The organism is Bremerella sp. JC817, assembly GCF_040718835.1.
Classification (GTDB): domain Bacteria; phylum Planctomycetota; class Planctomycetia; order Pirellulales; family Pirellulaceae; genus Bremerella.
Genome location: NZ_JBFEFG010000267.1, coordinates 545,777 through 570,868, shown reverse-complemented (window position 1 = coordinate 570,868; position 25,092 = coordinate 545,777). Strand labels below are relative to the sequence as shown.

34 protein-coding genes are annotated in these 25,092 nt (G+C 54.1%); 25 read left to right on the top strand and 9 right to left on the bottom strand.

Annotated features, from left to right (window positions below; genetic code table 11):
• The first annotated feature begins 24 nt into the window (after window positions 1–24).
• Genes AB1L30_RS11075 through AB1L30_RS11060 form a run of 4 tightly spaced genes read left to right on the top strand, consistent with a single transcriptional unit; the run spans window position 25 to window position 1,921 of the window.
• On the top strand, window positions 25–360 hold the full coding sequence (locus tag AB1L30_RS11075) for a metalloregulator ArsR/SmtB family transcription factor (RefSeq protein ID WP_367013478.1): 336 nt from the start codon (window positions 25–27) through the stop codon (window positions 358–360).
• Window positions 357–1,049 (top strand): MIP family channel protein, encoded by a 693-nt coding sequence (locus AB1L30_RS11070; RefSeq protein WP_367013477.1) that lies wholly within the window; start codon window positions 357–359, stop codon window positions 1,047–1,049. The genes AB1L30_RS11075 and AB1L30_RS11070 overlap by 4 nt, the downstream gene beginning before the upstream one ends.
• Window positions 1,046–1,459, top strand: a complete 414-nt coding sequence (locus tag AB1L30_RS11065) for an arsenate reductase ArsC (RefSeq protein ID WP_367013476.1) — start codon at window positions 1,046–1,048, stop codon at window positions 1,457–1,459. The genes AB1L30_RS11070 and AB1L30_RS11065 overlap by 4 nt, the downstream gene beginning before the upstream one ends.
• Window positions 1,460–1,921, top strand: coding sequence for an ArsI/CadI family heavy metal resistance metalloenzyme (locus tag AB1L30_RS11060; protein ID WP_367013475.1), 462 nt, complete (start codon window positions 1,460–1,462; stop codon window positions 1,919–1,921).
• 32 nt (window positions 1,922–1,953) lie between these two features.
• Here the strand turns inward: AB1L30_RS11060 and AB1L30_RS11055 are convergent, their stop codons facing one another.
• The 3 genes from AB1L30_RS11055 to AB1L30_RS11045 all read right to left on the bottom strand — a co-directional run bounded on the left by AB1L30_RS11055 (window position 1,954) and on the right by AB1L30_RS11045 (window position 4,691).
• Complete coding sequence (locus tag AB1L30_RS11055) at window positions 1,954–2,214, bottom strand: GlsB/YeaQ/YmgE family stress response membrane protein (RefSeq protein ID WP_345091266.1); 261 nt, start codon at window positions 2,212–2,214, stop codon at window positions 1,954–1,956.
• 87 nt (window positions 2,215–2,301) lie between these two features.
• Window positions 2,302–3,150: a glycosyltransferase gene (locus tag AB1L30_RS11050; RefSeq protein ID WP_367013474.1), complete on the bottom strand. Its 849-nt coding sequence runs from the start codon at window positions 3,148–3,150 to the stop codon at window positions 2,302–2,304.
• Between the two features lie 128 nt (window positions 3,151–3,278).
• Entirely contained in the window at window positions 3,279–4,691 is a 1,413-nt protein-coding gene (locus AB1L30_RS11045) for a sulfatase (RefSeq protein WP_367013473.1), read from the bottom strand.
• 202 nt (window positions 4,692–4,893) lie between these two features.
• Here AB1L30_RS11045 and AB1L30_RS11040 point away from each other — a divergent pair, with 202 nt between their 5' ends.
• Complete coding sequence (locus AB1L30_RS11040; protein ID WP_367013472.1) at window positions 4,894–6,957, top strand: FAD-dependent oxidoreductase; 2,064 nt, start codon at window positions 4,894–4,896, stop codon at window positions 6,955–6,957.
• Window positions 6,958–6,983: 26 nt separating this feature from the next.
• Window positions 6,984–7,784 carry an endonuclease/exonuclease/phosphatase family protein gene (locus AB1L30_RS11035; RefSeq protein WP_367013471.1) on the top strand — a complete coding sequence of 267 codons (801 nt, stop codon included), beginning with the start codon at window positions 6,984–6,986 and terminating at the stop codon, window positions 7,782–7,784.
• 13 nt (window positions 7,785–7,797) lie between these two features.
• Here AB1L30_RS11035 and AB1L30_RS11030 read toward each other — a convergent pair whose 3' ends face one another.
• A complete protein-coding gene (locus AB1L30_RS11030) occupies window positions 7,798–8,322 on the bottom strand; it encodes a GNAT family protein (protein ID WP_367013470.1) in 525 nt (174 codons plus the stop codon).
• Window positions 8,323–8,779: 457 nt separating this feature from the next.
• Between AB1L30_RS11030 and AB1L30_RS11025 the strand changes: the two genes are divergently transcribed.
• From AB1L30_RS11025 to AB1L30_RS10970, 12 genes are all read left to right on the top strand, one after another.
• Window positions 8,780–9,724: a DUF1559 domain-containing protein gene (locus tag AB1L30_RS11025; RefSeq protein ID WP_367013469.1), complete on the top strand. Its 945-nt coding sequence runs from the start codon at window positions 8,780–8,782 to the stop codon at window positions 9,722–9,724.
• Window positions 9,725–9,871: 147 nt separating this feature from the next.
• The gene (locus AB1L30_RS11020; protein WP_367013468.1) at window positions 9,872–10,366 is read left to right on the top strand and encodes a carboxypeptidase-like regulatory domain-containing protein; all 495 of its coding nucleotides are present in this window, start codon (window positions 9,872–9,874) and stop codon (window positions 10,364–10,366) included.
• 164 nt (window positions 10,367–10,530) lie between these two features.
• Entirely contained in the window at window positions 10,531–10,965 is a 435-nt protein-coding gene (locus AB1L30_RS11015) for a secondary thiamine-phosphate synthase enzyme YjbQ (protein ID WP_367013467.1), read from the top strand.
• Window positions 10,966–11,235: 270 nt separating this feature from the next.
• The gene (locus tag AB1L30_RS11010; RefSeq protein ID WP_367013466.1) at window positions 11,236–11,586 is read left to right on the top strand and encodes a hypothetical protein; all 351 of its coding nucleotides are present in this window, start codon (window positions 11,236–11,238) and stop codon (window positions 11,584–11,586) included.
• Window positions 11,546–11,941, top strand: a complete 396-nt coding sequence (locus AB1L30_RS11005) for a secondary thiamine-phosphate synthase enzyme YjbQ (protein WP_367013465.1) — start codon at window positions 11,546–11,548, stop codon at window positions 11,939–11,941. Before AB1L30_RS11010 ends, AB1L30_RS11005 begins: the two co-directional genes overlap by 41 nt.
• Before the next feature lie 390 nt (window positions 11,942–12,331).
• Complete coding sequence (locus AB1L30_RS11000; protein WP_367013464.1) at window positions 12,332–12,607, top strand: YjbQ family protein; 276 nt, start codon at window positions 12,332–12,334, stop codon at window positions 12,605–12,607.
• A 21-nt stretch (window positions 12,608–12,628) separates the two neighbouring features.
• A complete protein-coding gene (locus tag AB1L30_RS10995; protein WP_367013463.1) occupies window positions 12,629–13,168 on the top strand; it encodes a CbrC family protein in 540 nt (179 codons plus the stop codon).
• Between the two features lie 43 nt (window positions 13,169–13,211).
• A complete protein-coding gene (locus AB1L30_RS10990; protein WP_367013462.1) occupies window positions 13,212–13,580 on the top strand; it encodes a hypothetical protein in 369 nt (122 codons plus the stop codon).
• 368 nt (window positions 13,581–13,948) lie between these two features.
• Window positions 13,949–14,038: a hypothetical protein gene (locus AB1L30_RS10985; RefSeq protein ID WP_367013461.1), complete on the top strand. Its 90-nt coding sequence runs from the start codon at window positions 13,949–13,951 to the stop codon at window positions 14,036–14,038.
• 2 nt (window positions 14,039–14,040) lie between these two features.
• Entirely contained in the window at window positions 14,041–14,508 is a 468-nt protein-coding gene (locus AB1L30_RS10980) for a DUF6314 family protein (protein WP_367013460.1), read from the top strand.
• Between the two features lie 155 nt (window positions 14,509–14,663).
• A complete protein-coding gene (locus AB1L30_RS10975; protein ID WP_367013459.1) occupies window positions 14,664–14,969 on the top strand; it encodes a YjbQ family protein in 306 nt (101 codons plus the stop codon).
• Window positions 14,970–14,975: 6 nt separating this feature from the next.
• Window positions 14,976–15,209 carry a hypothetical protein gene (locus AB1L30_RS10970; RefSeq protein WP_367013458.1) on the top strand — a complete coding sequence of 78 codons (234 nt, stop codon included), beginning with the start codon at window positions 14,976–14,978 and terminating at the stop codon, window positions 15,207–15,209.
• 502 nt (window positions 15,210–15,711) lie between these two features.
• On the opposite strand, the gene AB1L30_RS10965 is transcribed toward AB1L30_RS10970, so the two are convergent.
• Complete coding sequence (locus tag AB1L30_RS10965) at window positions 15,712–15,846, bottom strand: hypothetical protein (protein WP_367013457.1); 135 nt, start codon at window positions 15,844–15,846, stop codon at window positions 15,712–15,714.
• 425 nt (window positions 15,847–16,271) lie between these two features.
• Between AB1L30_RS10965 and AB1L30_RS10960 the strand changes: the two genes are divergently transcribed.
• The 4 genes from AB1L30_RS10960 (at window position 16,272) to AB1L30_RS10945 (ending at window position 19,036) form a co-directional block, all read left to right on the top strand.
• Window positions 16,272–16,916: a hypothetical protein gene (locus tag AB1L30_RS10960; protein WP_367013456.1), complete on the top strand. Its 645-nt coding sequence runs from the start codon at window positions 16,272–16,274 to the stop codon at window positions 16,914–16,916.
• Between the two features lie 290 nt (window positions 16,917–17,206).
• On the top strand, window positions 17,207–17,623 hold the full coding sequence (locus AB1L30_RS10955; RefSeq protein WP_367013455.1) for a hypothetical protein: 417 nt from the start codon (window positions 17,207–17,209) through the stop codon (window positions 17,621–17,623).
• Window positions 17,620–17,982 (top strand): hypothetical protein, encoded by a 363-nt coding sequence (locus AB1L30_RS10950; RefSeq protein ID WP_367013454.1) that lies wholly within the window; start codon window positions 17,620–17,622, stop codon window positions 17,980–17,982. The genes AB1L30_RS10955 and AB1L30_RS10950 overlap by 4 nt, the downstream gene beginning before the upstream one ends.
• A 199-nt stretch (window positions 17,983–18,181) precedes the next feature.
• A complete protein-coding gene (locus AB1L30_RS10945) occupies window positions 18,182–19,036 on the top strand; it encodes a hypothetical protein (protein ID WP_367013453.1) in 855 nt (284 codons plus the stop codon).
• 120 nt (window positions 19,037–19,156) lie between these two features.
• Here the strand turns inward: AB1L30_RS10945 and AB1L30_RS10940 are convergent, their stop codons facing one another.
• Window positions 19,157–19,348, bottom strand: coding sequence for a hypothetical protein (locus AB1L30_RS10940; RefSeq protein WP_367013452.1), 192 nt, complete (start codon window positions 19,346–19,348; stop codon window positions 19,157–19,159).
• Window positions 19,349–20,121: 773 nt separating this feature from the next.
• On the opposite strand from AB1L30_RS10940, the gene AB1L30_RS10935 reads away from it, so the two are divergent.
• The 3 genes from AB1L30_RS10935 (at window position 20,122) to AB1L30_RS10925 (ending at window position 22,246) form a co-directional block, all read left to right on the top strand.
• Window positions 20,122–21,096 (top strand): DUF1559 domain-containing protein, encoded by a 975-nt coding sequence (locus AB1L30_RS10935; protein ID WP_367013451.1) that lies wholly within the window; start codon window positions 20,122–20,124, stop codon window positions 21,094–21,096.
• 102 nt (window positions 21,097–21,198) lie between these two features.
• A complete protein-coding gene (locus AB1L30_RS10930; protein WP_367013450.1) occupies window positions 21,199–21,669 on the top strand; it encodes a carboxypeptidase-like regulatory domain-containing protein in 471 nt (156 codons plus the stop codon).
• 151 nt (window positions 21,670–21,820) lie between these two features.
• Entirely contained in the window at window positions 21,821–22,246 is a 426-nt protein-coding gene (locus tag AB1L30_RS10925) for a contact-dependent growth inhibition system immunity protein (protein ID WP_367013449.1), read from the top strand.
• 113 nt (window positions 22,247–22,359) lie between these two features.
• Here the strand turns inward: AB1L30_RS10925 and AB1L30_RS10920 are convergent, their stop codons facing one another.
• From AB1L30_RS10920 to AB1L30_RS10910, 3 genes are all read right to left on the bottom strand, one after another.
• Entirely contained in the window at window positions 22,360–23,502 is a 1,143-nt protein-coding gene (locus AB1L30_RS10920) for a TlpA disulfide reductase family protein (protein WP_367013447.1), read from the bottom strand.
• Window positions 23,503–23,602: 100 nt separating this feature from the next.
• The gene (locus AB1L30_RS10915; RefSeq protein ID WP_367013446.1) at window positions 23,603–24,094 is read right to left on the bottom strand and encodes a hypothetical protein; all 492 of its coding nucleotides are present in this window, start codon (window positions 24,092–24,094) and stop codon (window positions 23,603–23,605) included.
• Complete coding sequence (locus AB1L30_RS10910) at window positions 24,095–25,009, bottom strand: DUF1559 domain-containing protein (protein WP_367013445.1); 915 nt, start codon at window positions 25,007–25,009, stop codon at window positions 24,095–24,097.
• Window positions 25,010–25,092: the final 83 nt, after the last annotated feature.

Below are 25,092 nucleotides of genomic sequence, written 5' to 3'. Positions count from 1 at the left end.
ATGAATGAAGCAGCCCCCCAAATCGTGACGAAATCGCCCCAGCAGTACGAAGCACGTGCGAAAGTGGCCAAAGCGCTGGCTCACCCCAGTCGCTTGTTCATTTTGGACCTCTTAGGTCAGCAAGATATGTGCGTGCAGCAGCTAACGCAGCAGATTGGTTGCGACCAATCGACGGTCTCGAAGCACCTGGCGGTGCTGAAAGATGCCGGGCTGATCGAGTCGCGAAGGGAAGGCACGTCGAACTTTTATCGTGTAACGTGTGGTTGCCTGGATAGCTTCTTCCAATGCCTGGAAGCGGTGGTCCAACTGGACGTGGAGAAGAGAGTCGAAGCGGCCTGCGAAGTGAGGTGCTCGCCATGAGGAGCTACCTTGCGGAAGTCATCGGAACATTTTGCCTGGTGTTCGCCGGGACAGGTGCGATCGTCATCAACGATGTCGTGCCAGGCTCGGTCACACATGTCGGCATCGCGTTGACCTTCGGCTTGATCGTGATGGCCATGATCTATTCCCTGGGAGATATCTCTGGGGCACATCTCAATCCCGCAGTGACGGTCGCTTTCTGGGCAGCGAAACAGTTCGATCGGAAGAAGATTATTCCGTATGTCACCGCTCAATTAATCGGTGCCATTCTGGCGAGTTGTCTGCTGCGAGTTTTATTCCTGGAACACGATCACCTGGGGGCGACGCTGCCGCGTGGTCCCTGGTGGCAATCGTTTGTTTTAGAGTTCGTACTCACGTTCCTTTTGATGTTCGTGGTGTTGAACGTGGCAACGGGTTCGAAAGAAACAGGAGTCATGGCAGGTGCCGCGATTGGTGGAACGGTTGCCCTCGAGGCAATGTTCGCCGGTCCGATCTGTGGCGCCTCGATGAATCCGGCTCGTTCGATTGCTCCGGCACTGGTCAGTGGACAGCTTCAGCATCTTTGGATTTACATCGTGGCTACAACGGCAGGCGCATTGTTTGCCGTGGTGGCGTACCAACTGATTCACGTTGAAAGGCAGCGGGCGGTTCTTGCTGCCGATCAAGCTATCGAGGAAGAAAGCCCGTGAAGCGAGTATTGATCCTATGTACCGGCAACTCGTGCCGGTCCCAGATGGCCGAGGCACTGTGGGCCACGCTGGGTGAAGGAGCTTGGGAAGCCCATTCGGCTGGTTCGAAGCCATCCGGCTACGTCCATCCATTGGCGATCCGTGCGATGCAGGAACTGGATGTTGACATCGCCGACTATCAAAGCAAATCAGCCAGCGAGTTCCAGCAGCAGCCATTCGACCTGGTGGTTACCGTTTGCGACAACGCCAAGCAAGACTGCCCTGTTTATCCCAACGCGAAACAAACCTTGCATTGGCCTTTCGACGATCCGGCCGATGCAATTGGCACCGACGAAGAGAAGTTGCCAATGTTCCGTCGCGTGCGAGACGAAATCAAAACCAAGATCGCCGATTTTTTGGGAGCCAGCTAGATGGAATCCGCCGTTGAATTTCCTGGAGCCTTCCGGGTGCATGTCGCTTTGAATGTCTCGAACCTGGAAGCCTCGCAGCGATTTTACGAGCTGCTGCTGGGGACCGCCCCGTCCAAGGTGCGTCCACGGTATGCCAAGTTCGAGCCAATCGATCCGTCGGTGAACTTGTCGCTCAACGAAATCGACGAAGCCTTTGAAGTCGAAAAGGGCTCGGCTCACTTCGGTATTCAAGTGAAGTCGATTTCCGACGTGCATGTGGCCGACAAGCGTTTTCAAGATGCCGGTTATAAGACCTTCCACGAAGAAGCGACCACGTGCTGTTATGCCGTGCAAGATAAAGTCTGGGTTGCTGACCCAGACGGGCACAAGTGGGAGATCTTCGTCGTGTTGACCGCCGACGCGAAAGATCAGCTCTTCGCCGAGTCGGGCTGTTGCAGTCCGAACCTTACGCAACTGAGCTGATCTTCAGGCAATTATATTGACTATCGGCGGCGTTATTCTGCCTTGCCGCCGATCAATACGCGGTAGATCGCCAACACGACCATCGAACCCAGGATCGCAACCAACAGGCTGTACAGGTTGAATCCAGAGATATCGCCATAACCCAGACCGGTGGCAATGAATCCGCCCACCATGGCACCGACGATACCAATGATGATGGTCACAAAACAGCCACCCGGATCTTTACCGGGAAACAGAAACTTAGCCAAAGCACCGGCAATTAGGCCGAAGATGATCCACGTAAGAATACCCATGGTTGTTGCTCCTCTGGGAAATGGTTGTTAGATTCTTTCCCGGCAACAAAGTGCATTTGGCGTGCCAATCGGGCTGACGGTATCGCGTTAAGCGTTTCGGCCTGGAAGCTTCTTCTGGAACGTCATTCTTCCGAAGAGCCACAGAACCCATCGGCTGGGTAGCCACAATAGTGTCCGCTCGGCCAGCAAGCGAACCTGATCGGCCGCGGTTAGTTGCCCGCGAAAATGCGCTTCCTTCATGCGGATCGTTTCGCCGAGTTGTTTCTTCAGCCGTGTGCTTTTCATGCCTTCCGGATGGATCCGATACTTCAACAGCGGTTCCGGATAGTTGGCGAACTTCGCCCCTGCCAAGGCAAGGCGACACCACAGATCGTAGTCTTCGACGAAGAACTCTTTCTGGTAGCCACCCAGCTGCATTACTTCCTCGCGGCGGAACATTACCACTGGCTGGGCAATCGGATTGTAGCGCCGCATCGCTTTGACGATCGCCTCGTGCGAACGAGGATAGTCGCGATAGCCCAGCGGATTGCCCTGTTCGTCGATCACGGTCAGGGTGCTGCCCAGCACAACGAGCTCTGGGTCTTCTTGAAAGATACGAAGCTGTGTCGCGACGCGATGCGGCTCCCAGATGTCGTCGGCGTCGCCTCGGGCAACCAGTTCTCCTTCCGCCAGACGAAGCCCCTGATTCAATTGATCCGGCAAGCTGGTTCGGTCAACGTTTCGAATGTGAATGAGGCGATCGTCCTGGATGTCGCGAATCATCTCGCGACCGTCACGCTCGGAAGGGTCTTCGATCAGAATGATCTGCAGGTTCTGGTGCGTCTGTGCCAGGATGCTCTGGATCACTTCCGGGAAGTGCAGCGGGTGCGGATTCCAGACGCCCATCACAACAGAGACAAGCGGCTGCGATGGCGAGAACGAACCAGGATCAGACATCGCTCGAACAACACAAACCAGGGATCAGGCAAAGCAACCAACCGAGTATAGATCGCCTGATTCGGCTTCCCAAGACGCGCGAGCCCCTGGTTTGATTAGCATTTGATGAAGATCGACCCGGCTGCCGATCAATTGCGAAGGTTTGTTAACTTCGCGCTCAATTCCTTCACCAATTCCGCATGCTCGGGATCGTTGGCCAGGTTGTGTAGCTCGTTCGGATCGGTCTCGTAGTCGTAAAGTTCCAGGCCATCGTCGCCCCATTTCGTCAAGCGATAACGCTCCGTCCGCAAGCTGTAGCCCATCATCTTCGGGCCACGGATGGTCTGCGTCAGGGCTGGCTTGTCCCACGTTGCTTCGGGATCGTTAAGCAGTGGTACCAGGCTCTCGCCAGCAAGATTCTGAGGGGCTTCGATCCCGCACAGGTCGGTCAGTGTTGGATAAACATCAACCAGTTCAACCGTGCGTCCGGTGTGCGTTCCGATTTGCTTTTGCCCTGGGGCCGAGATAATAAACGGAACCCGGGCACTTTGCTCGAACAAGCTTTGCTTCTTCACCAGTCCATGGGCACCAAAGTGATAACCATGGTCGCTCCAGAAAACGACGACGGTGTTCTCGCGCAGTTCAAGCCGATCGAGGGCATCCATCAGGCGACCGACCTGGGCGTCGACAAAGCTGATGGTCGCCCAATAGGCCTGTTGGGCTTCTTGCAGTTGTTGTGGATTCACGCCCAACCATGGCCACGGCTTATTGGATGCCAGAGCCCATTGCGGAACCTGTTTCACTTCTGGGAAGTCGTTGCTCCAGACGGGCACTTTGCCGATCGGATAGTGCTCGAAGTATTTCTTCGGGGCGATGTAGGGGCAGTGGGGACGATAGAAGCCGGCGGCAATGAAGAACGGTTCGTCGCGATGTTCTTCCATCAGGCGAATCGCTTCGGTCGCGACGATGCCATCGGTTTGTTCTTCATCGGTTCCCTCGGCCGCCATGAAGCTAAGCGAACTACCGAGGCCACGTTTCGGCGTGTGATTGGTGAGGAGGTTCTCTTCCTTCTTATCGCGTCCGCTCGGGTTAATGCGGACTTGCCACGACGGGGCATCGTCTAATCCGTTGGTGCCGATCTGGCCTGGGTTGCCGTAATGATAGATCTTGCCAACTCGAGCGGTGAAGTAGCCTGCCTTGGCAAAGGCCTGCGGCATGGTCACCACCTCGGGCAAAACTTTGCGAAAATGTTTCTTCAGGTCGTAGACTGTCGTCGCGTCGGGACGAAGCCCGGTCATGATCGACGTTCGGCTGGGTGAGCAGAGCGGGAACTGGCAATAGGCTCGATCAAAGCGAGTTCCCGATTGGGCGAGACGATCGATATTGGGGCTATAGACCTGATCGTGCCCATAGCAGCCCAGATCGTTGTTCATGTCATCGACGGCGATAAACAGCACATTCAGCCGTTTTTCAGCCGCGTCAGCCGACGAGAACACGCCGAATAAGCAGAGTGCGAACGTCACAGCCGAGAGGCAGATTGGGCGAAAGGGACTCGTCAGCATGGTCGGGACTCGGCAGGGAAGAGCACGCGTGGAAGGGAAAGGGAGCAAACTGCCGCTATTTTGCCGTCTGGTAGATCGCGAAGCAAACGCTTTCTGGTGTATAAGCCTGCGCAAGACGCCTTCCAGGGCGGATTGATCCGCCTTAGCTTTGGGCTACGATAGAGGGACCTCAGATTTCCCCACCCTATTCGGAGTTCTCCCTGTGATTCGCTATTTCGCATCGTGCGCGATTGCCTGCGCCATGTTGGTTTCGTCGTTGCAGGCTGCCCCACAGCAATACGACATCGTGATTTATGGCGGTACTTCTGCTGCGATCACGGCAGCCGTGCAAGCCAAGAAGATGGGGAAGTCGGTTGTCATTGTTTCACCAGACACGCACCTCGGTGGGTTGTCGAGCGGTGGCTTGGGTTGGACCGACAGTGGCAACAAGTCCGCGATCGGCGGTCTCTCGCTCGATTTCTATCAGCGAGTGAAGAAGCATTACGATCAGCCAGAAGCCTGGCGTCAGCAGAAGGCTGAGCAGTACAGCCGCTACCGTGCCAATGAAGACTCGATGTGGGTCTTCGAGCCGCACGTTGCCGAAAAGGTGTTTGAAGAAATCGTCGACGAATACAAGATCCCTGTCGTTCGCGACCAGTGGCTCGATCGTAAGAACGGCGTGAAGGTGGTCGACGGCAAGATCGTCAGCATCACCACGCTGGATGGCAATACCTACGCCGGTAAGATCTTCATGGATACGACTTACGAAGGGGACCTGATGGCCGCCGCCGGGGTTTCGTTCCACGTCGGTCGTGAAGCAAACGATGTCTACGGCGAATCGTTGAACGGTGTTCAGACAGCCCGTGCGCACAGCCATCAGTTCGATTTCCCAGTCAGCGCTTACGTGGTGGAAGGCGATCCAAGCAGCGGCCTGCTGCCACGCATTTCGGCCGAACAACCAGGTCCTGATGGAAGCGGCGACGATAAGATCCAGGCGTATTGCTTCCGTATGTGCTTGACGACTGCCAAAGAGAACCAGGTCAAATTCCCAAAGCCAGAAGGCTACGATCCGAAGCAGTACGCACTGTTGGCTCGGTACCTGCAGGGTGGCTGGAAGGGGGTCTTCAACAAGTTTGATCCGGCACCCAACTTCAAGACCGACACCAACAACCATGGTGGTTTCTCGACCGACAACATCGGGATGAACTACGACTATCCCGAAGCGACTTACGAACGTCGCCAGGAAATCATCAAAGAGCACGAGCAGTACCAGAAGGGCTGGCTCTACTTCATCGCCAACGATCCCTCGGTGCCGAAGGATATTCAAGATCGTATGAACAAGTGGGGTCTGGCCAAGGACGAGTTCGTCGACAACGGCAACTGGCCTCACCAGATCTACGTGCGTGAAGCTCGCCGCATGGTCGGCCCAGTCGTCATGTGCGAACCAATGCTACGTGCCGTTCAGCCAACGCCGAAGAGCGTCGGCATGGGTTCGTACAATATGGACTCGCACAACGTTCAGCGTTATGTCAACGACAAGGGTTTCGTCCGTAACGAAGGGGACATTCAGGTCAATCCAGGCGGCGCTTATCCGATCAGCTACGACAGCCTGACGCCCAAGAAGAGCGAATGCACAAACCTGTTGGTTCCGGTTTGCGTTTCTTCTTCACACATCGCTTACGGTTCGATCCGTATGGAACCTGTGTTCATGATTCTGGGCCAATCGGTAGCGACGGCTGCTTCGATGGCTTTGGATCATCAGATCCCAGTTCAAGACGTCGACTATGCCGAGCTGAAGGAGCGTCTGCTGAAGGATGGCCAGGTTCTGGAAATGGAACGCAAGCCAGCCCCGGCCCGTAACGTGATCGACGCCGCCAAGCTGAAGGGGGTTGTCATCGACGACCATGAAGCCACCAAGTCCGGCACCTGGCTGGAAAGCCATTCGCTGGGTGGCTACGTCGGCAAGGGCTACGTCCACGACGACAACAAGCAGGGTGGCAAGAAAATCGAATTTCATGCCAAGGACCTGAAGCCGGGCAAGTACGACGTTCGCGTTGCCTACTCAAGCAATGCCAATCGTGCGACGAACGTTCCGGTTGCTGTTTACTCGGGCAGCGAAGCCATCTACCAAGGAAAGCTGAACCAGAAGAAGCAGCCGAAAGTTGACGGCGTGTTTGTTTCGCTGGGGCAGTTTGACCTTGCCGATGATGGTAAAGTGGTCATCACCAACGAAGGTGTCGACGGCTATGTCGTGGCCGACGCCGTGGTGTTTGTCCCTGTGAAATAGCCTGCCAGCCGCAAAGGTTTGCCATCGTGATTCGATCGACGCTGCTACCGGTAACTTGGGTTCTTTCGCTTGTTCTTCCGGTGGCAGCGATCGCCAGCGAGCCGATCCAAATTCGCGTGGTGAGTTACAACATTCACCACGGCGAAGGGACCGATCGCAAGCTCGATCTGAAACGAATCGCCGACACCATTGCTGCAGCCAAGCCTGACATCATCGCCTTGCAAGAGGTCGATCAGAATACGTCCCGAACCGGCAAGGTGGATCAAGCGGCCACACTTGCTGAGATGCTGAAGATGAATAGCGTCTTTGGCGGCAATCTGAAACTGCAAGGCGGGCAATACGGCAACGCCATTCTGACCCGCTATCCATCGATCTCGATGACCAATCACCGCCTGCCCCAAGTCAATCCAGGCGAACCGCGGGGCGTGATCGAGGCCGATATCCGCGTCCCTGGCCTGCAGCCTTCGCTCAAGGTCCTGGCAACCCATCTCGATCATCGTTCGCACAATGCCGACCGCATCGCCTCGTGCGAAGAGATCAATAAGCTGACCAAGGACTGGGGCGACCGCCCCGCCCTGCTGGCTGGCGATTTGAACGATGTGCCTGAGAGCAAGGCTCTGCAGATCTTGGCCCCGCATTGGACTCAGGCCAACGCCGAGCCGGTCGCCACGATCCCCAGCGACGACCCGGAGCGGCAGATTGATTTCATTCTGCTACGTCCCGCCAGCCAGTGGAAAGTGGTCGAGTTCCAGGTACTGGACGAAGCGGTCGCGTCCGACCACCTGGCGATCCTGGCGGTGCTCGAGTGGACCGGCGGGAGCGAGTAGCTCGGCCTCGCCGCTACCACACCTTCGCGAAAAGCACGCCGTCGATGAAGCGGCCATGCTTACGGTAGTGCTTTCGCAGGATGCCTTCCCGCTGGAAGCCGCACTTGTCGAGTACCCGCATCGACGCTGGATTGTTGGCGAATACGGTCGCCGTAATCCGCACCAGCGAGAACGTTTCGTGCAGGTACTCGCAGAAAGGCCCAACCACGGTCGGCATGACGCCTTGGCCCCAGTAAGGCTTGCCGAGCCAATAGCCGATCTCGCAGCGATGCCCCAGCACCAGGTCTTTCGTCCCGATGCCCCCGAGGAAACTGCCTGGAGATTGCCGAATCGCCAATTGGCCAGGGCTCTGAAGCAAGGCCGTTTCTTCCGCGACGAACGAAAACCAAGTCTCAAAGTCGCCGGGGCCATAAGGATAGGGCATCAGCAGCAGCCCTTCGTGCACATCCTTCTCCTGAAGCAGCTCGACACAAGCGGTACTGTCGCTCGACGTGAACGGCGAAAGATAGATATCAGGTCGGGTGGTAAGGATTTGCATCGAGGACCTCGCTCAGCGGGATGACGATAAGTGCCGTATCAGACATTCTTTAACGCCGTTTGGTTCACGCTTTGGTCTTGCGCAATACAGTCTACCCGACCGTTATCTCCTTTCAGAGCTTTTCTAGCGGACTATCGCTTCCCTTCATGCGAAAGCCCGAAAACGACCAGAAGTAGCCGTTTCGGTTTAGGGATAGAAATATTCACTCTCGCAATCGCGCACAGAACTCTTTGTTTTGCGAAGCCGCCTACCCCCAGAAGTCGCACGTGATCGAGGTCCTCTATGAGGTTTCGATGAATTGTCGCTTGTCAACAAAATTGAACCCTGGGCACTATTTCAGATCGTGGTTCTACTAACGCTCGTCGGACCGAATAAGGGCGATGTCCTGGTTCGTCCGTAAGGTATTTTTAATCAAATGTGTATTAATTGATTTAGAGTGAAGTTGATGAGCTGTCCAATGTCATCGAACCCTTCCAACAGCCGGCGTGGTTTTACGCTCGTGGAATTGCTGGTCGTCATCGCCATTATTGGTGTGTTGATCGCCCTGCTTCTACCAGCCGTTCAGCAGGCTCGTGAAGCTGCTCGCCGCATGAGTTGCCAGAACAACTTGAAGCAATTGGGACTGGCCCTGCATAACTATCACGATACCAACAAGTGCCTGCCTTACGGCTGGAATAACCTGGAAGCCTCGTGGCACGCTGCGATTCTGCCGCAGATGGAATTGAACAATTTGTTTGAGACGCTCATCTGGCAGGAAGGTGGCGATGGTAACTGGAACTCTGGCAGCGCCAACGAAGCGGCCTGTGCGACATACATCGATGGCTATCGCTGCCCCAGCATGGCGATTCCCAAGGCGGTCGACAACAACGGCATCGAAGGACGCGTGCCTGGTTCGTACCTTTGCGTGGCATCGTCGCAGGCCCTCGGCAACACCAATTCCAATGTCTCTTCGGGGGAAGTCCACCTCGGCATGTACAAGCAAGACGGTGTGATGTACGGCCTGAGCTCGACTCGTTTCGCCGACGTCGTCGACGGGTTGTCGAACACTGTTGCCATTGGCGAAACCTACACCGATCCCGACGAAGCCCGCGACGGTAACGCCATGGATCACTGGTACATCGGCGCTCCTCAGACTGGCGGATGGAACGCAACCGACACGGGCCAGAACAGCGGTACCGAATTCTGCGAAGTCGCCGGTTCGATGAACGTGGTAATGAACGCCGCGCTCGATCCTTCCATCTCAGGCGTGGTCGCTCAGCTTGCCTTCGGCAGCTACCACCCAGGCGGCGCTCAGTTCGTGTTGTGCGATGGCAGCGTTCGCTTCGTGCCGCAGACCATCGACTTCAATACCTACCGCGCTCTCGGCAGCCGCAATGGCCGCGAAGTGATTGGGTCGTACTAACGCTACCCGATCTCGCGACAACGGTTTGGCGGATCGATCATGTTCCGCCAAGCTGCGTCAGGCGAAACTCGCTTGGAAGCTTTCGCCTTTCGATTGTTCCCCACGAACCATCGACTGTGATTTAAAATTACGAAACCGATAAGAACGATGACAAACCCTGCCCCTCTCAAGTTTTTGTTCGGTCTGATGATCGTCGCCGCGATTTGCGGATGCGATCCACGCCCACGGCCTAGTTATCGCGGACTTGAGTTGATTCCCGTGTCCGGCACCGTGACTCTCGACGGCCAGCCATTGGTCGACGCCATCATCACGTTCACTGACACCGAGACTCGAAAGCTCTCGTACGCCAAGACCGATTCCAGCGGCTATTACGAGCTGCACTTCGACAAACGTGCCATGGGGATCATGGCTGGCGAAAAGGTTGTCGAGATGAGCATGGATCGCAAGATCCTCGGCTTCAATTCGGATGCAGAAGCGGACGGTGAAGTGACGCAAGAAGGCGTTAAGCCTGCCAAACTTCCGCCCGACGCCATTCCGGCCTGCTACAACCGCAAATCGCAACTGCGAGTAAACGTCAGCGGTGACCGCAACGAATACAACTTCGACCTGAAGTCCGACTGCTCGACCACCTCGCCCTCGTAAACCTGTCGGCAGCAGCGAAACAATCAACCGAAAGAGGCTCGCCCTGTGCGAGCCTTTTTTCATGCGCCCTGCGAACTAGCGGCAATTCATATGGCGTTCCCCAGGCACGCCTTTTAGATGTGTCTCAGAGAATTGCCCGCTACAATGGGCAACCGGAGGAAACCATGAAGTCACTGACAAAAGAACTGTGGATGGATGTGCCCAAACGTCGGGCGATCATTTCGATTCATAACGAAGTCGAGCAAATAGTTGCTGAGAGCGAAGTAGCCGAGGGCCTGGTCCTTGTGAATGCGATGCATATCACCGCCAGCGTGTTCATCAACGACAACGAAAGCGGCCTGCATCAGGACTACGACCGTTGGCTGGAAGAACTCGTTCCTTTTAGCCCTGGTACCGACCCGGCCAGCGGCGGCTACCTGCATAACCGCACCGGCGAAGACAACGCCGATGCCCACCACAAGCGGCAAATCATGGGGCGCGAGGTGGTGGTGGCTATCACCAAAGGCAAGCTGCACCTGGGACCGTGGGAGCACATCTTCTACTACGAGTTTGATGGGCGACGGCGGAAGCGGATCTTGGTAAAGATTATTGGGGAGTGAGAGTCGTGTTTCAGCAGGGGAAAGATGGACCGATGCATTTTCGGCTGAGGGAAGCACCACGATATCACGCGTGGGCCGAAGAGAGACTGTCAAATGGAGAGAACGAGGAACTTCTGTCCAAACTGGGGCAGCTTTCCTTCTGGATGCGGCCCAGCGAGTTAGCCAAGTTGTGCGCGAAAGACTTTGAGCGGATGCTCGCTGATTTGAAACACTTGCATCGAAACGATTAGATGAAGTACCCCAACAAGAATTTACCTCGGAGCAAGCGAATTGACCAACGAATTCACTCAAGACGAATGGGACAAGCTGATAGTTACCTATCCTGCCGGGACGCCAATGACTGGAGTCGTCAAGAACCAGCAACAGTACGGTGTTTGGGTCACGCTGGACGAGTTGCCCGAAATCCCGGCGCTTCTGGAGATCATTCATTTCGAGGCTATCGAGACTACCCCAAATCAAAAGTTGACGTTTCCCGACAGCTTCCCGGCCGTCGGGAAACAAATCTCGTGCAGAGTCTTGGCATGGTGCGAGTTTCCTAAAGACGTGAGACTGACTCAGTTGAGCCACCTGGATTGGAGTCATGAACGATTCCTCCACGAGCAAGAAGGAGATGATGTTTGACCCTCGACCACAAACGGTAGTGTGTAGTGCGGTGTGTTTGGGGAACGCGATGCATATTACCGCCAGTGTGTTCATCAACGACAACGAAAGCGGCCTGCATCAGGACTACGACCGCTGGCTGGAAGAACTCGTCCCTTTCAACCCCGGCACCGACCCGGCCAGCGGCGGCTACCTGCATAACCGCACTGGCGAAGACAACGCCGACGCACACCACAAACGGCAGATCATGGGACGAGAAGTTGTTGTGGCTATTACTAAATGCAAGCTGCACCTGGGGCCGTGGGAGCACATCTTTTACTACGAGTTTGATGGACGGCGTCGGAAGCGGGTGCTGGTGAAGATCATTGGGGAGTAGAGGGACAATAGCCAGTATGAGTCTTGAGTGGCTGAATTCGGCAGTGGTTTGTGGGGGGCGAGTGATTCGTCCCGCGCTAGATCCGATTGCCGTGCGTAGCGAAGACTTGCCGGATATTTGCGTTCGAATGCATCTGATCCTCGATAGTATCGAATTCGCCCGATGTGAGGGCCGGTTGATTAATCGGGACATATTTGAACCTATCGACACGCTGTACTCGGATTTGCTTCATAAGGAGTACAACTCAATTGAGGACTGGCGGGATTGCATTGGTCGATTCGGAGACTATTACGAACTCGACGGAGCCGGTCCAATCGAGGTAACGTCTCGCACACTCGAAGAACTCGGCCCAATGTTTGGAGAGTTGAAAGTCGAGAACGCAAGCGACTTATGACCAGCCCTCCGTTGCTCCAAATGCCACGAAAGGCAGTGTGTAATGCGGTGTGTTTGGGGAACGCATTGCATATTACGGCCTCTGTTTTCATCCATGATGATGAATCGGGACTCCGTAACGACTATAAGAAATGGTTGGAAGGTCTGGTCTCGTTCGATGCGTCTTCTCAGCGATACGCCCACAATCGAACAGGCGAAGACAACGCTGACGCTCACATGAAGCGGCAGATCATGGGTCGGGAAGTGGTCGTCGGCCAAAACGGGTCTTGGTGAAAGTGATTGGAGAGTGAAGGCATGGGAACGACTTTTCGCTTCATTTGTGAAGATGCAATGTTTCCATGCGGTGGAACAGTATGCCATTTCTGTGAGTCGGATGAGTCGCCGATCTACAACTACAACGGTTTGATTCTGAATCCAGATCAAGCGGCGAATCCCGATCTCGCCAGGGAAGAACCCGAAATCTCTGAACTGTGTGCAAAGTGCATTCTCGGCGAGAATGTGGAAAAGGACATCGGACCGAGGATTCAGAAGACCATCAACCGTTTTGCGAAGGACAAGCAGGCTTCTTTGGAAGAGTTTCACAGGACTCCGGACATCCCTCTCTTCTTGCAGTATCAAGACTGGCCGATGTGCTGCGGAGAGTGGTGTGAGTTCGTTGGAGTGCCGACATCATGCGAAGAGTCCAAGAGAGTTCCTCAGTCATGGCACTACTGGGAGCATGAACCCAGAGCGTGGGAGGCAGACTACGAGTTAGTGCCAGAGTCCCTGCGAGAAATCAGTCTTTTCAAGTGTATCAGTTGCGAGAAACAGCATTTCACTTGGCAGTTCACTTGAGATACAACCTTGATCGTGCTGGACAATGTGCTTGGAAGGCGGCATGGCGAACCCTGAACATGAAGAAGTCATCACGGTGGCATATCGGAGTCATCAGTTTCGATTTGCCGTGCAAGATCAAACGAAGGAGCTGCTCCGTGGGTGCTTTCGAGGGACTGACGATGAAAAAGCACAGATTCTTGCACTGCTCGAGAAGGAAGACGAAGACGAAAGACAGCCGTGGTATCTGGATGATGACGGATATAGGCTCGATGACGACGAACTTTTCCAAATGAGTCCTTGGTCAATTGTCGATGGAGAATCTTGCAGGAAGGCTGTTCAGCGGACGATGGACTGCGATACCGGGGAGGCATGGTTCTGCCTCACTCCTTGGTTTCTGATTGGAGACGAGTTGAATCGTCGGCCCTCTTAGTAGGAGCGAACGACCGCAGCAACTTCACGATTTGCTGGGAATGCCACCACATTTGACCGTGCTTGTTGTTAGGTTTATTGGTTCTTCCGGTTTCGGATGTCGCAACAACGATGATGTCATCTATATGGATGCGATGATTCGAGCAGGCATCGTAGCGTGGGACCCGTCGGTGGTGCTGCTTGACCTTCGCGAAATGTCATAGGAATGGGGTGATAGGATGATCTGTCCTCTATGCGCGGGACATCGCCATTACGTCGATAGTGACTTGCCATTGGCCGTGGTTGTGTCCGACCTGAAGGCAACGCCGATGCCCACGTGAGGAGACAAATCATGGGCGGGAAGTCGTCGTCGCCGTCACTAATGGAAAATTGGATTTCGGGCAGTGGGAGCAAATCTGTTATGGCGATTTCGACGGGCGAAGGGACAACCATGTCCTGGTCAAGGTGATCGGAAAGTGAATATGGAAATTGCATTTGATCTTGAAACAGTGTGGAAACGACTGTCGAGGGTGAACTCTCTGGTGTTCAAAGCAACAGCAGGCACGACGAGCAACAGTGGCTGGAATGGGGAAGGGCGAGGTTCGGTTGTGGTCGAGAGCGTTGATTCAGATACGATGTTGTTCCACGAGGACGGGATGTGGAAACCGGAGACGGGAAAAGACCTTACTTTCAAAAACGTCTATCGTTGGAAGGCCCTTCACGAATCACACTCTCTCCGGTTAGAACATCTTCGATTTGGTCACAATCATCCTGTTTACCTGTTTGATTTAGAACAGGCCGACGAAGTCACTTGGAAGTCGGTCGAGCCTCATGTCTGCCGAGACGATCTTTATACGGCCATAATGAAGCTGGATGGTGAAGTTCTCACTCTCCATTGGACGATTGAAGGGCCCGCCAAGAATGAGAGCATTCACTACTCGTATCAGTGAACCGAACCAATGGAGCGAAGGAGCTTTGCGATCTGTTGGGGATGCCGCCAGAGCTTGCCGGTGCGAGTCCTAAATCCAAGGTCGTTCAAAGCTTTGCAGACTTCCATGCCCGAGGCGACAAACGCCAGTGTGTTACAAAATGTGTTCGGGGAAACGTGATACAAATCACCGCCAGCGTGTTCATCAACGACAACGAAAGCGGCCTGCATCAGGACTACGACCGCTGGCTGGAAGAACTTGTTCCCTTCAACTCTGGCACCGACCCGGTTAGCGGCGGATACTTACACAACCGAACCGACGAGGACAACGCAGATGCCCACCACAAACGCCAGATCATGGGACGCGAGGTGGTGGTGATTGCCGAGGGCAAGCTGCGCCTCGGACCGTGGGAGCACCTCTTTTATTACGAGTTTGATGGACGGCGTCGGAAGCGGGTCTTGGTCAAAGTGATTGGGGAGTAGAGAAGAATGGAGCTTCACGAGTTGCTCGAAACAGTTGATGGCCCAGAATCATTTCTTGAGTTTGTTCGGAAGTTGCAAGCCGACAGAATATCAGAAGCCAGTCACTCGACTGACGAGTTTGGACGTGGAGTTAGCGGTTGGGAAAAACATACCATCGAAGATTTTCTTGAAGCGGCAATAGCATGGGCAGATGACTCTAAGTTTGGTTCCGATCAAGGTCTAAAAGACGCTTCACCGTGAAAGATGTGTGCAACGTTCCTCTACTGCGGCAAGATTTACGAATAAACCTGATGAACAAACAAGAGACTGTCATTGTAAATGGCCTCCCGTTGCCGCCATGTATCACCTCATTGATGGATAACGGAAAATGGGTGCATCCGGGCGACGACGTAATCAAGATGGTAGTTCCCTTTCTCAACGATCCGGTGGACTTCTTGTCCGTGGACTCGATGGAATCTGAGTCATCAGGACATTTGGCAGACGATCCGGATTCATCTTCGTTGTTCCATGAAATGAGAGGCAGCGATTCTATAAGCGTGCCTGACCTTCCGTGGCGAGACGTGAGCAGTTCGTTTTTCATCGCAGTCAATCGGTTTCCTGGAGATGATGTTGGGATAGCTCTCGACTTTCGGAAGGGCGTCGAATCTGATCCCAGTGTGATCGCCACTGATTGGAGCGACGGAACGTGCAAGTGGCGGAGGGTGTCCGACTCGCTAACTGAGTTCCTCCGACGTGTTGGTTTTTAGTGCCAGGCAATGCGTGCCGAGCCAGATGGTGCGAACGACCGCAGCAGCTTCACGATTTGCTGGGAATGCCGCCAGAGCTTACCGGTCCGGGGCCTGAATCCCAGCTCAGGCAGTGCTTCACAGACTTTCATGTGGGGCTTTCCCTGCTCCCGAAGTTCTGCGACCTTGGCGACGACTTCGGCGTAAACATCTCGAAGTTAAGCGGGTAAGATGTTCTTTGGTGGCCGTGCTTTTGGGGGCGGTAGCGCCGGTTTCCGGTGAAAAATCTAGAGTATCTAAATCGGGTTTTGGAAACGCGATGCAAATCACTGCCAGCGTGTTCATCAACGACAACGAAACCCGATCTGGGTGAAGATTATAGGTGAGTGAGATGAGCAGGCCTGAGTCAGACATCGCCGATGATATTCGAGCTTTCCAACCGGTGGATGTAGAATGGTTGGAAATGAACGAATTACTTGAGGAGTTCACTGCGACCGGTGGAACAAATTTTCAATGGCCAGTTCTATGAGCGACCGGACAACCGTGTTCTGGTCGAAGTAGTTGGGGAATAGAAATCGTGAAGCCTATTGATCTCATTCGAAAAGACCTCGGTGAGGAAGTTTGGAGCGAGTGCTACACCCTCAGTCGTGAGATCGAACCTGACCCGCGACTGTCACCGTTTGCAACGTCCAAAACCTATATGATTCTTGGAAGGTGTAGCCAGTTTGATTTTCCTGGCATCCGAATTGGGACTTATTGCCTTTATGACGCAAACGAGCGACGAGCTATTAGGTTGACGAGAGCAGGTAAAGAGATTGAGACCATACTTAGTGACAATTGGGCACAACTTCCAAACTGCGATCCTCAGGTGTTATCTCAACTAATTTTTATGTTCTTTGACGGTGCAATGATGTCAAGTCATTGTGTTCTACAAAATTCAGATTCACTTCGTTCGTTTGGTAAGGGACTTTCCTTTGGTGAGGAATTTGTCCTGGACGAGAAGGAATTCTGGAAAGCGGAGCCAAATATTGAGACAACCAGATCCACTGTTAAAAACGATCTCCTGACAATCAGAGTGGTTACATTATCTGGTTGGGGGTTCGACAAGCGAAATCTTGGAATCGAGCATATCCGAATTTCAAGTTCTGGCGATGTAGAGCTCTGTCCTCGTGAAGTGCTATCAAAGAAGATTTTTAAGTCAGTGCCATCAATTCAGGTCTGAAGTTCAGAAACTATCAAGCGACCGCAGCAACTTCACGATCTGAATGAGGATGCCACTGCGAGTCCTGAACCCGTGGTCGTTCAGAGCTTCGAAGACTTCCAGGTGAGTCTTCCTCTGATTTTGAAGTTCAGCCGGTATGACAATCTTCGGTTGCCGTTTCGTCTGGGCGGGTTTCCGGCCTGAGACCAACAGTATCCCAGTCGGGGATGGGCAATGCGATGCATATCACCGCCAGCGTGTTCATTAACGACAACGAAAACCGATCTGGGTGAAGATTTTAGGTGAGTGAGATGAGCAGGCCTGAGTCAGACATCGCCGATGATATTCAAGCTTTCCAACCGGTGGATGGAGAATGGTTGGGATTGGACGAATTACTTGAGGAGTTGTTTGCCCGTGATGTCACCTCTCGGGGAATTGCTTCTCTGCTGAATGTATTCGAACGATTTCCCACCGATGACGGTGCCGGTGTTTTCTGGGGAATGGTGCATGCTTTAGAAAGTCTTCCCGACTATCAGTCTGCCCTCGTTCAGTCTGTTCAAGCGGTTCCATCCGAGTTTGGCGTGATCATGATTCACCGGTTGCTCAACTCAGGCGTCCCCGAAGTGGACGGGAAGAATCTCCACGCTTTGCTTGAGAATATCGCTGAGAACGATGCGATCCCATCGGAAGTCCAAGTTCGAGCACGCAAGTGCTTGGAGAGTATGTGATGGCGAATTACTCAATTGGGTCATGCTATATCATCAAACAGAATGCCGGTGCAGAAAGCGTAGGCGGAGTCGAAGTTCGCATTAGCCCCAAGCATAACGATGCCGGAACGATCACGGTAAATCGAACCGATTGGCGGACGGGCGAGGTGCTTGCCGATCTCGAAGAACAGCAGGTAGAGGAAGCGATTTTGGGAGTAAAATCACTGGCAACAGAAATCGAGTTTCCATTGGACGATTTCGACATCACGATCCAGAAATTTGTAAGTCATTCGGTCGATTGGAATCCTCGATGCGTTCGCCAGGCTGGCCGTAGCGCGTTTCGGGCAGCGGTAGAAGGTTTTCAAGGTCGAGACTTGTAAACACATTTTACGCACCTACGTCGATTCCTTTCACCAGAGTTGACTACATCGGAAACCTCAAGCAATGGGCGGGGAATTGATCGTAGCAAACATCGATGGATGAGTTCACTTCGGCCGGTGGAACAAAGCTTACTTTTGCGACGAGTGCGACGGGCAACATCGAAATCCGATTTTGGGCAAAGTGTTTGGAGTGTGACGCATGGGCCTTGACGCCACTGTGATGTGTAACTGCTTTCGAGATGGGAAGACCAAGCCTCCTCCATTTCCAAGTGAATGGCTTGAAGTCGATAACGAAGGTTACATCAATCTCAAAAAAGAGCATAACTCTGGTGAAAACTGGGCCAAGCATTACGAATGGGGGCAGTCGTGCTGTGGGCATAAAGGCATGGACTTTGCTCGCGAACGCATCTCCAACTGGACAGGCTACCGTCAGTTCCAAGAGGCTCTGGGTGAAGTCGGCTGGCAGCACTTCCGGGTTCTGAAAGAGCAACTCCCAAATGCGAACGGCGGTTTGACACCATCAGCAGCGAGTGCCAAAGCAATCGAAGAATTAGACTTCTTTGCCTCTGCCGGAGAGATCGGAGTAAAGACCTTCCTTATTGATATAGCATCTGGTAAGGGGCTTTATGAATATGTTGCCGCCTACGGAGGTGTCTTCATTCTTTCCCGAAGTTATGAAGTCAATGCTGGCTTAAGTGAGTTTGAGTTCGTTGCAGTCGATGCGACTTCGGGCGAAGACTTGTTTCGTGCGACAAGATTCAGGCAGTTTCATAAGAGCGGGAAGAAGGTTGACGGGCACTGTGACGGAATTGCTTGGGAGAATTTGGATACCGGCGATGTCTACGACTCTGGAATCGCAATTCGTGGCCAGCAAATTCCTTGGGAAGATGGCAGTTGGGAGAAACCGAACGGGCAATGTCGATTTGAGTATCCCTCTGAATTCCAGGTCGAGCAGCGTCCAAGGCTTGTTTCTGATTTTGATGACATCGTGAAGGCTCTGCGAACGGTATTTGAGGCGTCGGTCGAAACGGGCAATCCCGTCAGGTGGTGTTAGCGTCAAATTCTGGGTGGAGATCAAAAGGGTACCAGAGTGTTCATCAACAACAATGAAAGCAGAGCGTGGTGCAGGCCACTGCGGAGGAAATACCAAATGGGGCTATCCCATGGCGACGAATTAGACGGCCAAGAACTCTTGAGGAAATACTCTCGTCTGCCAGTCGACCAGATCGAGTTTGTCGCTGAACCAACACTCGAAACCATTGCAGATATCAAGCGAGGTCTGCTGTTCCTCGTCGCGCTCTGGAGTGACCCGGCCATGCGGGCATTTGCAACCTTGACGGAAGAACTGGCTGACTTGGATTTCCATAAATACCGATTCGTTGCCGGAGACGTCGATGGGGGCAGAGGAGCTTCGCCAACTTCAGGAAGTCGGGGACTCTTTAATGACCGGCGATGGCAAGACCCTTTGGATTCGCGAGGGTACCGTACAATGCACTCTGACGCCCATCGATGGGCGATGGGACCGTTGGGAGCTTGAGCGGCGTGTGTCGAATTTGGGGGTTGGTTATTGATTCGAGCCACAGGATCAAAGGAACGCGATTCTCTGCGGAGAACCTTTCCGATGTTTGCAGCCGCAAGTTCTTCCAATTGCTTCTGAATATCGCTACCTAGGCCGGTGCGTACGAAAGCGATCGGCACGTCGATGACGATGGAAACTCGCTCGCTTGGGAGCGTCTCTGGGGCTACTTGGTTCTTACTTTCAGCGAGATGTGAATACCTCTGAAGAGAGGTGGTTCGGCGCTCGGTAGCCTTCAGGGAAGATCCCTTCTTTGGTGCCGAACTCGAGTGCATATTACCGAGAAATTAGCACTCAGCGGGGTGTTTGGTAGCACCATTTAGTGCCTCGCGATTGCGCATCAGAATCTCTGGTATGCGAGTCAATTTCCCCCGATGGAACTGGGGACGAAGCACTTCTGTTTAGTTTCGATGAATTGTCCAAAGGCTGCGGGAAATGACCCTGGGCACTCCGAAACATGGCCGTTCTATTAACCCCGTCAACGCGGCAAGGTTTTGAGTCGCGACCCTGAAAACGCAAAGTTTTCAACCAATGTTCCCTGTATTGATTTAGAGTTGTTTGAGATGAGCCGTCCTACGTCATCTATTGTTAATCTTGGCCGAAGTGGCTTCACCCTGGTCGAGCTTTTGGTGGTGATCGCCATCATCGGCGTTTTGATTTCGCTGCTTCTGCCGGCTGTCCAACAGGCACGAGAAGCTGCTCGACGAATGCACTGCCAGAACAATCTGAAACAGATCGGCCTGGCGCTTCACAACTATCACGACACGTATCTGAGCTTGTCGGCAGGTAACCAAGGGATGCCGAACTCGTCCGGTACCAACTACAGCGGTCATGGTTGGACCTGGCACGCGAACATTCTGCCTTATCTCGAACAAAAGAACCTTTACGAAGCAATTCAAGGTTCGGACGGTTTCGGCAATGAACAGGGCAGCCAAAGTTCGGGTAAGCCGCTGGTTGTCAAAGAAACGATTGTCAACGTGTTCTGGTGTCCTTCGCAGGAAGACGTCAGCAACAATAAGCAGAAGAATGGCTATCAGCCATCCAACTACAACGGCAATATGGGTACCCGAATTGGTAATGGCAACGACGACTGCAAATGCACTGGCGTCCTCGACCTGACCGACATGCGGACCAATGCGTGGGGTTGCGCGAATGGCAACGGCATTTTCTACGTCGACAGCAAGACCCGCTTCGCGGACGTGCGCGACGGCCTTTCCAATACGATCTTCGTTAGCGAAGTCCCAGACACCGGTGGCGATGCGATGGGGCATTTTGGTGGCGGCTGTGACCGACGCGCGATCTTCTCGAACGGTGCCGACGGTAATCCTCCTTACGAGATGACCGAGTACCTGATCGCCGCGGAAGGTAACGACCCAATTAATGGTGGTGCCGAAGAAGCTGCCGGTAGCTGGCATCCAGGCGGAGCACACTTCCTGATGGGTGACGGCAGCGTCCGCTTCCTTTCGGAAAACATGAACATGTCGACCTACCAAGGTCTGAGCACTCGTGCCGAAGGCGAAGTCCTGGGCGACTTCTAGATCGAAGTCCCGATAACGAACGAGCCGTGTCGCCAACAGTAGGGCGACTCGGCTGCCAAGCTACGGAACCCAAGATAATTGAGCCCCAATCGGAGTTGTACCGTGAAAGCTATTCAAGCTGCTTACCTGGTGGTAGCCTTGTCAGTGATGCTTCTGACTCTGCCTGGTTGTGGTGGTCCTAGCGATCAACCGGAGCTCGGTCAGGTAACCGGAACTGTCACGTTCGATGGTGCCCCGCTAAGTGGCATTGTCGTTGTTTTCCAGCCAGATGATGGTCGACCTGCCCGTGGTCGAACCGACGCGGATGGAAAATACGAGTTGACTTATATCCGCAGTACTCGTGGAACCAAGATTGGCCACAATCGTGTTGAAATCGCCCCGAGCGAAGAAGACGCCGATGAAGAACCGAGCGAAGCCGAAGCGGATCCTGATGGCCGTGCACCGACCCGACCTAAAAAGTTCAAGTCAAACAAACCGAGAATTCCTGCTCGCTACAACATCAAGAGCGAACTCGAAGCCGACGTTCAACCCGGCGAGAACACCTTCGACTTCGACTTGACCTCGAAGGCGTAACACCATCGGTCGACGAAGATAATTGAAAACATCGAAAGGCTTGCCATCTGGCGAGCGTTTTTTCGTGCGCGATGTCTATCGCATATCATGAAAGAGGAGCGACACGGGGAAATTCGCTTCCCACACCGGAATCCGTAAAAGCGATCGACAAATGACGATGAACTTCGACCGCCAAAAGAGCCTGCAAGACCTCGAACGAAACGACTGGGGAGAGACTAGTGGAGACACCTACATCATGCGAACGTGCCACCGACTGCGACGCGTCCCGCTGTCGGACTTCACGGATGAAGACTTGCGAGTGATGCTCGGCCAACAAATCAGCTTGCCGTTCCTGGTGCCGCTCGCGTTAGATAGACTGCAAGTCGATCCGCTACTCGAGGCCGAACTTTATCCTGGAGACTTGTTGGGCGTGGTACTAAAGGTTCCAGAGAACTACTGGAAAAAGCATCGCGACGCGAGCGAGATACTGCGGGCAATTGTCGCCAGGGCGAATGAGATGCTTCCTTGGTTAGATGAAGCGGATGCCAGCCTGGTGCGTGAGAACTTGTCGAATGCTCCGGCGTTCGTGCAACCTTAGTTGTGTAGCCAAAGAAGACAGCGCAAACACTGAGCCCGGCAGAAAGTCAGGGAGGCAGTTCCTGATCTTCCGGTCGGGCTCAGAATAGGGGACTTCGGAATGGTCGCCGAAAGCTACGACTGCGAAGGTGCTTCTTCGGGGAACAACGTTTCCATTAGCTGCTCAAGTTCTTCCCCGCGGGCATGGGTCGTGATCACATTGCCATCGCGGCCGATCAGTAGCATGCAGGGAATAGCACTGATGCCGTACTTCTTCGCCGCAGGATGATCCCAGCCGCGATCACCTTCCTTCAGGGCTTCGTGCAGGATGGTCCACGGAACCGGATTGATCTCCATGTACTTCACCAGGTGTTCGTGATTGTCGTCGAGGCTGATGCCGACGATCTCGAAGCCGGCGTCGTGATGCTTGGCGTGAAGCTCCTTCATCTTCGGGAACTCGGCGATACAAGGACCACACCAGGTTGCCCAGAAGTCGACCAGGACAACCTTGCCTTGCAGATCTTTCAGATCGAAGGACTCACCCGCGATGGTGGTGCCCGTCAGTTCGAGCGGCTTGCCTGGCAGGTCCAAGCGAAGCCCGGTCGCACGCAGTTTCTCGGCGGCCGCCTTCAATTTCTTGTCGTCCGACTTGGCCAGATGATCGGCAAACTGTTGGTGTGCCAGCGCGGTCTCGTGTGGAACCTTGCTGGTGCTGATCTGTCGACTGATCGTCATCATGGTCAGATTGGTTTCCGAGTTGGGCTCGAGCGACGTGACGTATTCGACCGAATCGCTAAGCAGTCGTTGCTGACGTTCCGGTGGGGAAGTGCTAAACGAGTCGAGTTCGTACATCAGGCCTTCTCGGCGGGCTACTTCTCGCAGGGAGGCCAATTCCGAGTCCTTCAGTTCCGCGAGCAGCGTTTCCAGCTTCTCTTGCGATTGGGGAACGCTCAGCTTGATTCCGTAGCGAAACAGCTCGGTCTTGAACTTGTAGAGCCGAATCTGGTTTGCCTCTGGCTGATCTTCGGCGAGGTAGCTGTCGACGGTTACGAATGCCTCGACGAGCTTTTCACGAAAAGCGTTCTGGCGATCTTCCAGGGTCTCGCCTTCCACGTTGAACATTTGCCCCCGGATCGATCCGAGTTCACGATCGAGCGTTTGGCTGGAGATCGGCTTTTCCGGGGCTGGATCTTCGCCCGAGTCTTCCGCGGAATGGGCCGTGCTCACCGTGAGAAGCGAAGCCAGGCAAAGCAGCCAGGCAGTCAGTTTCTGATTCATGGTTTTCTTTTGGGATACGTCTAAGGGGGTGGAAGGTCCGCGCAGCGAACGCTTCGACATTGCGAAGTCTGTTGGTAGTTTGCTAGGCGGAAGCGACTTGTCAGTTCACATCAAGCGGATTGCCGGACGGTCCTACAGCAGGCGGCAGCACGGGAATGTTCTCCAGTTCGATCGGCGGCAGTTCGTTTGTGCCCCGCACGACGGTGACACTCATCACGGCTTTGTCCGGCGACGAGTAAGCTCCCTTCAAGCGGTCGGTCCGATCGCCCATCGGGCTCTTAGGCCAGTAAAGCGTAAGGTCATACGTACCGACCGGGGCCCCGTCGCCTCGCTCATAAGTCGTCATACGGAAGGTGCCGTCCGCTTCAACAATCGCCCATGGCTGCGATCCGCGAACGTCGACTTTGCCTTCGCTCGAATAGAGAACCACAAACGCGTTCTCCGCTTTCTCGCCGTTGATTGTGACGGTGCCGGTGACGGGATAGGTTCGCTCCTGCCAGTTGTTCGACGAGTAACAACCTGAACTGCCGAGCGCCAACAAGAGCAAACCTGCGGTGACCGCGTTTGAGCGTTTGGTCAATACCTGGGGCATTTAGAACTCTCCTAAGACCTTGCCGTCGGCTGGATCAGACAGACGAACCGAAGTATCGAAGTCGATGTATTCGGGAATGAACCGCACCGAGCCATCGCCGAGCAGTCCATTCATGCCGCCTGGGTGGAAACTGTAGGCACGCCCCAGCAAGTTCGAGTTGTTAATGCAGTTGCCGGTGTTCACATAGCTTTGCAAAGCGGTTTCGGTCGAGTTCAAAATCCAGGTCGTCGGCATCAAGGTGTAGCCCTGCGAAAGTCCGAGCCAGCCAACCGAGAAGTTCGCATCGAGCGACTTGCCCCAGTTGAGGGTTGTCTCGTACGAGTCAGGCATTCGCTTCTCGTGAATGTAGATATGGTTCTTACCGGCGGCTTCGTAGACGAAGAGCGAGTTCGACAGGCCATCGGTGATCTTGCGGAATGGCATCCAGGTACGGAAAGGTCCATTGCCGGTCAGACTCGAAGCAGAGGTCGCCGACGCATAGATGACGTAGTGCGTCATGTAGTTGTAGTCGGATGTCTGCCAACCGGTCAGGGCAAGCGGGGCGTCCCCGTCAGGCGTTGTCGGACAGCGGAAAGCGTCGGGACGCTTATCTTTCAGATAGTCGTTTGGTGAGTTAAAGAACCAGTCGGTATGGACGTATTCGGCTTCGATGTTGCCTTGTTCCATGTAAGGAGCCAGGGCAATGTTGACAGGCGTATAAGGCGTAACCAGGTTCGGCAACTGACGTGGCAGCGCGCCCTGGGTGTCGTGATAGTTGTGAAGAGCGAGCCCGATCTGCTTCATGTTGTTGGTGCATTGCATGCGGCGAGCAGCTTCGCGGGCCTGTTGCACGGCAGGCAATAGAAGGGCGATGAGGACTCCGATGATCGCGATCACGACCAGGAGCTCTACCAGGGTAAAACCACGCTTTTTCATGGATGCTCCAAAAGTAAAAAATGGGAAGTGATGTATGAAAGAATTGTAGTTATCAGCAAGCAAAGTCAGTGCCGGGAAGCTGC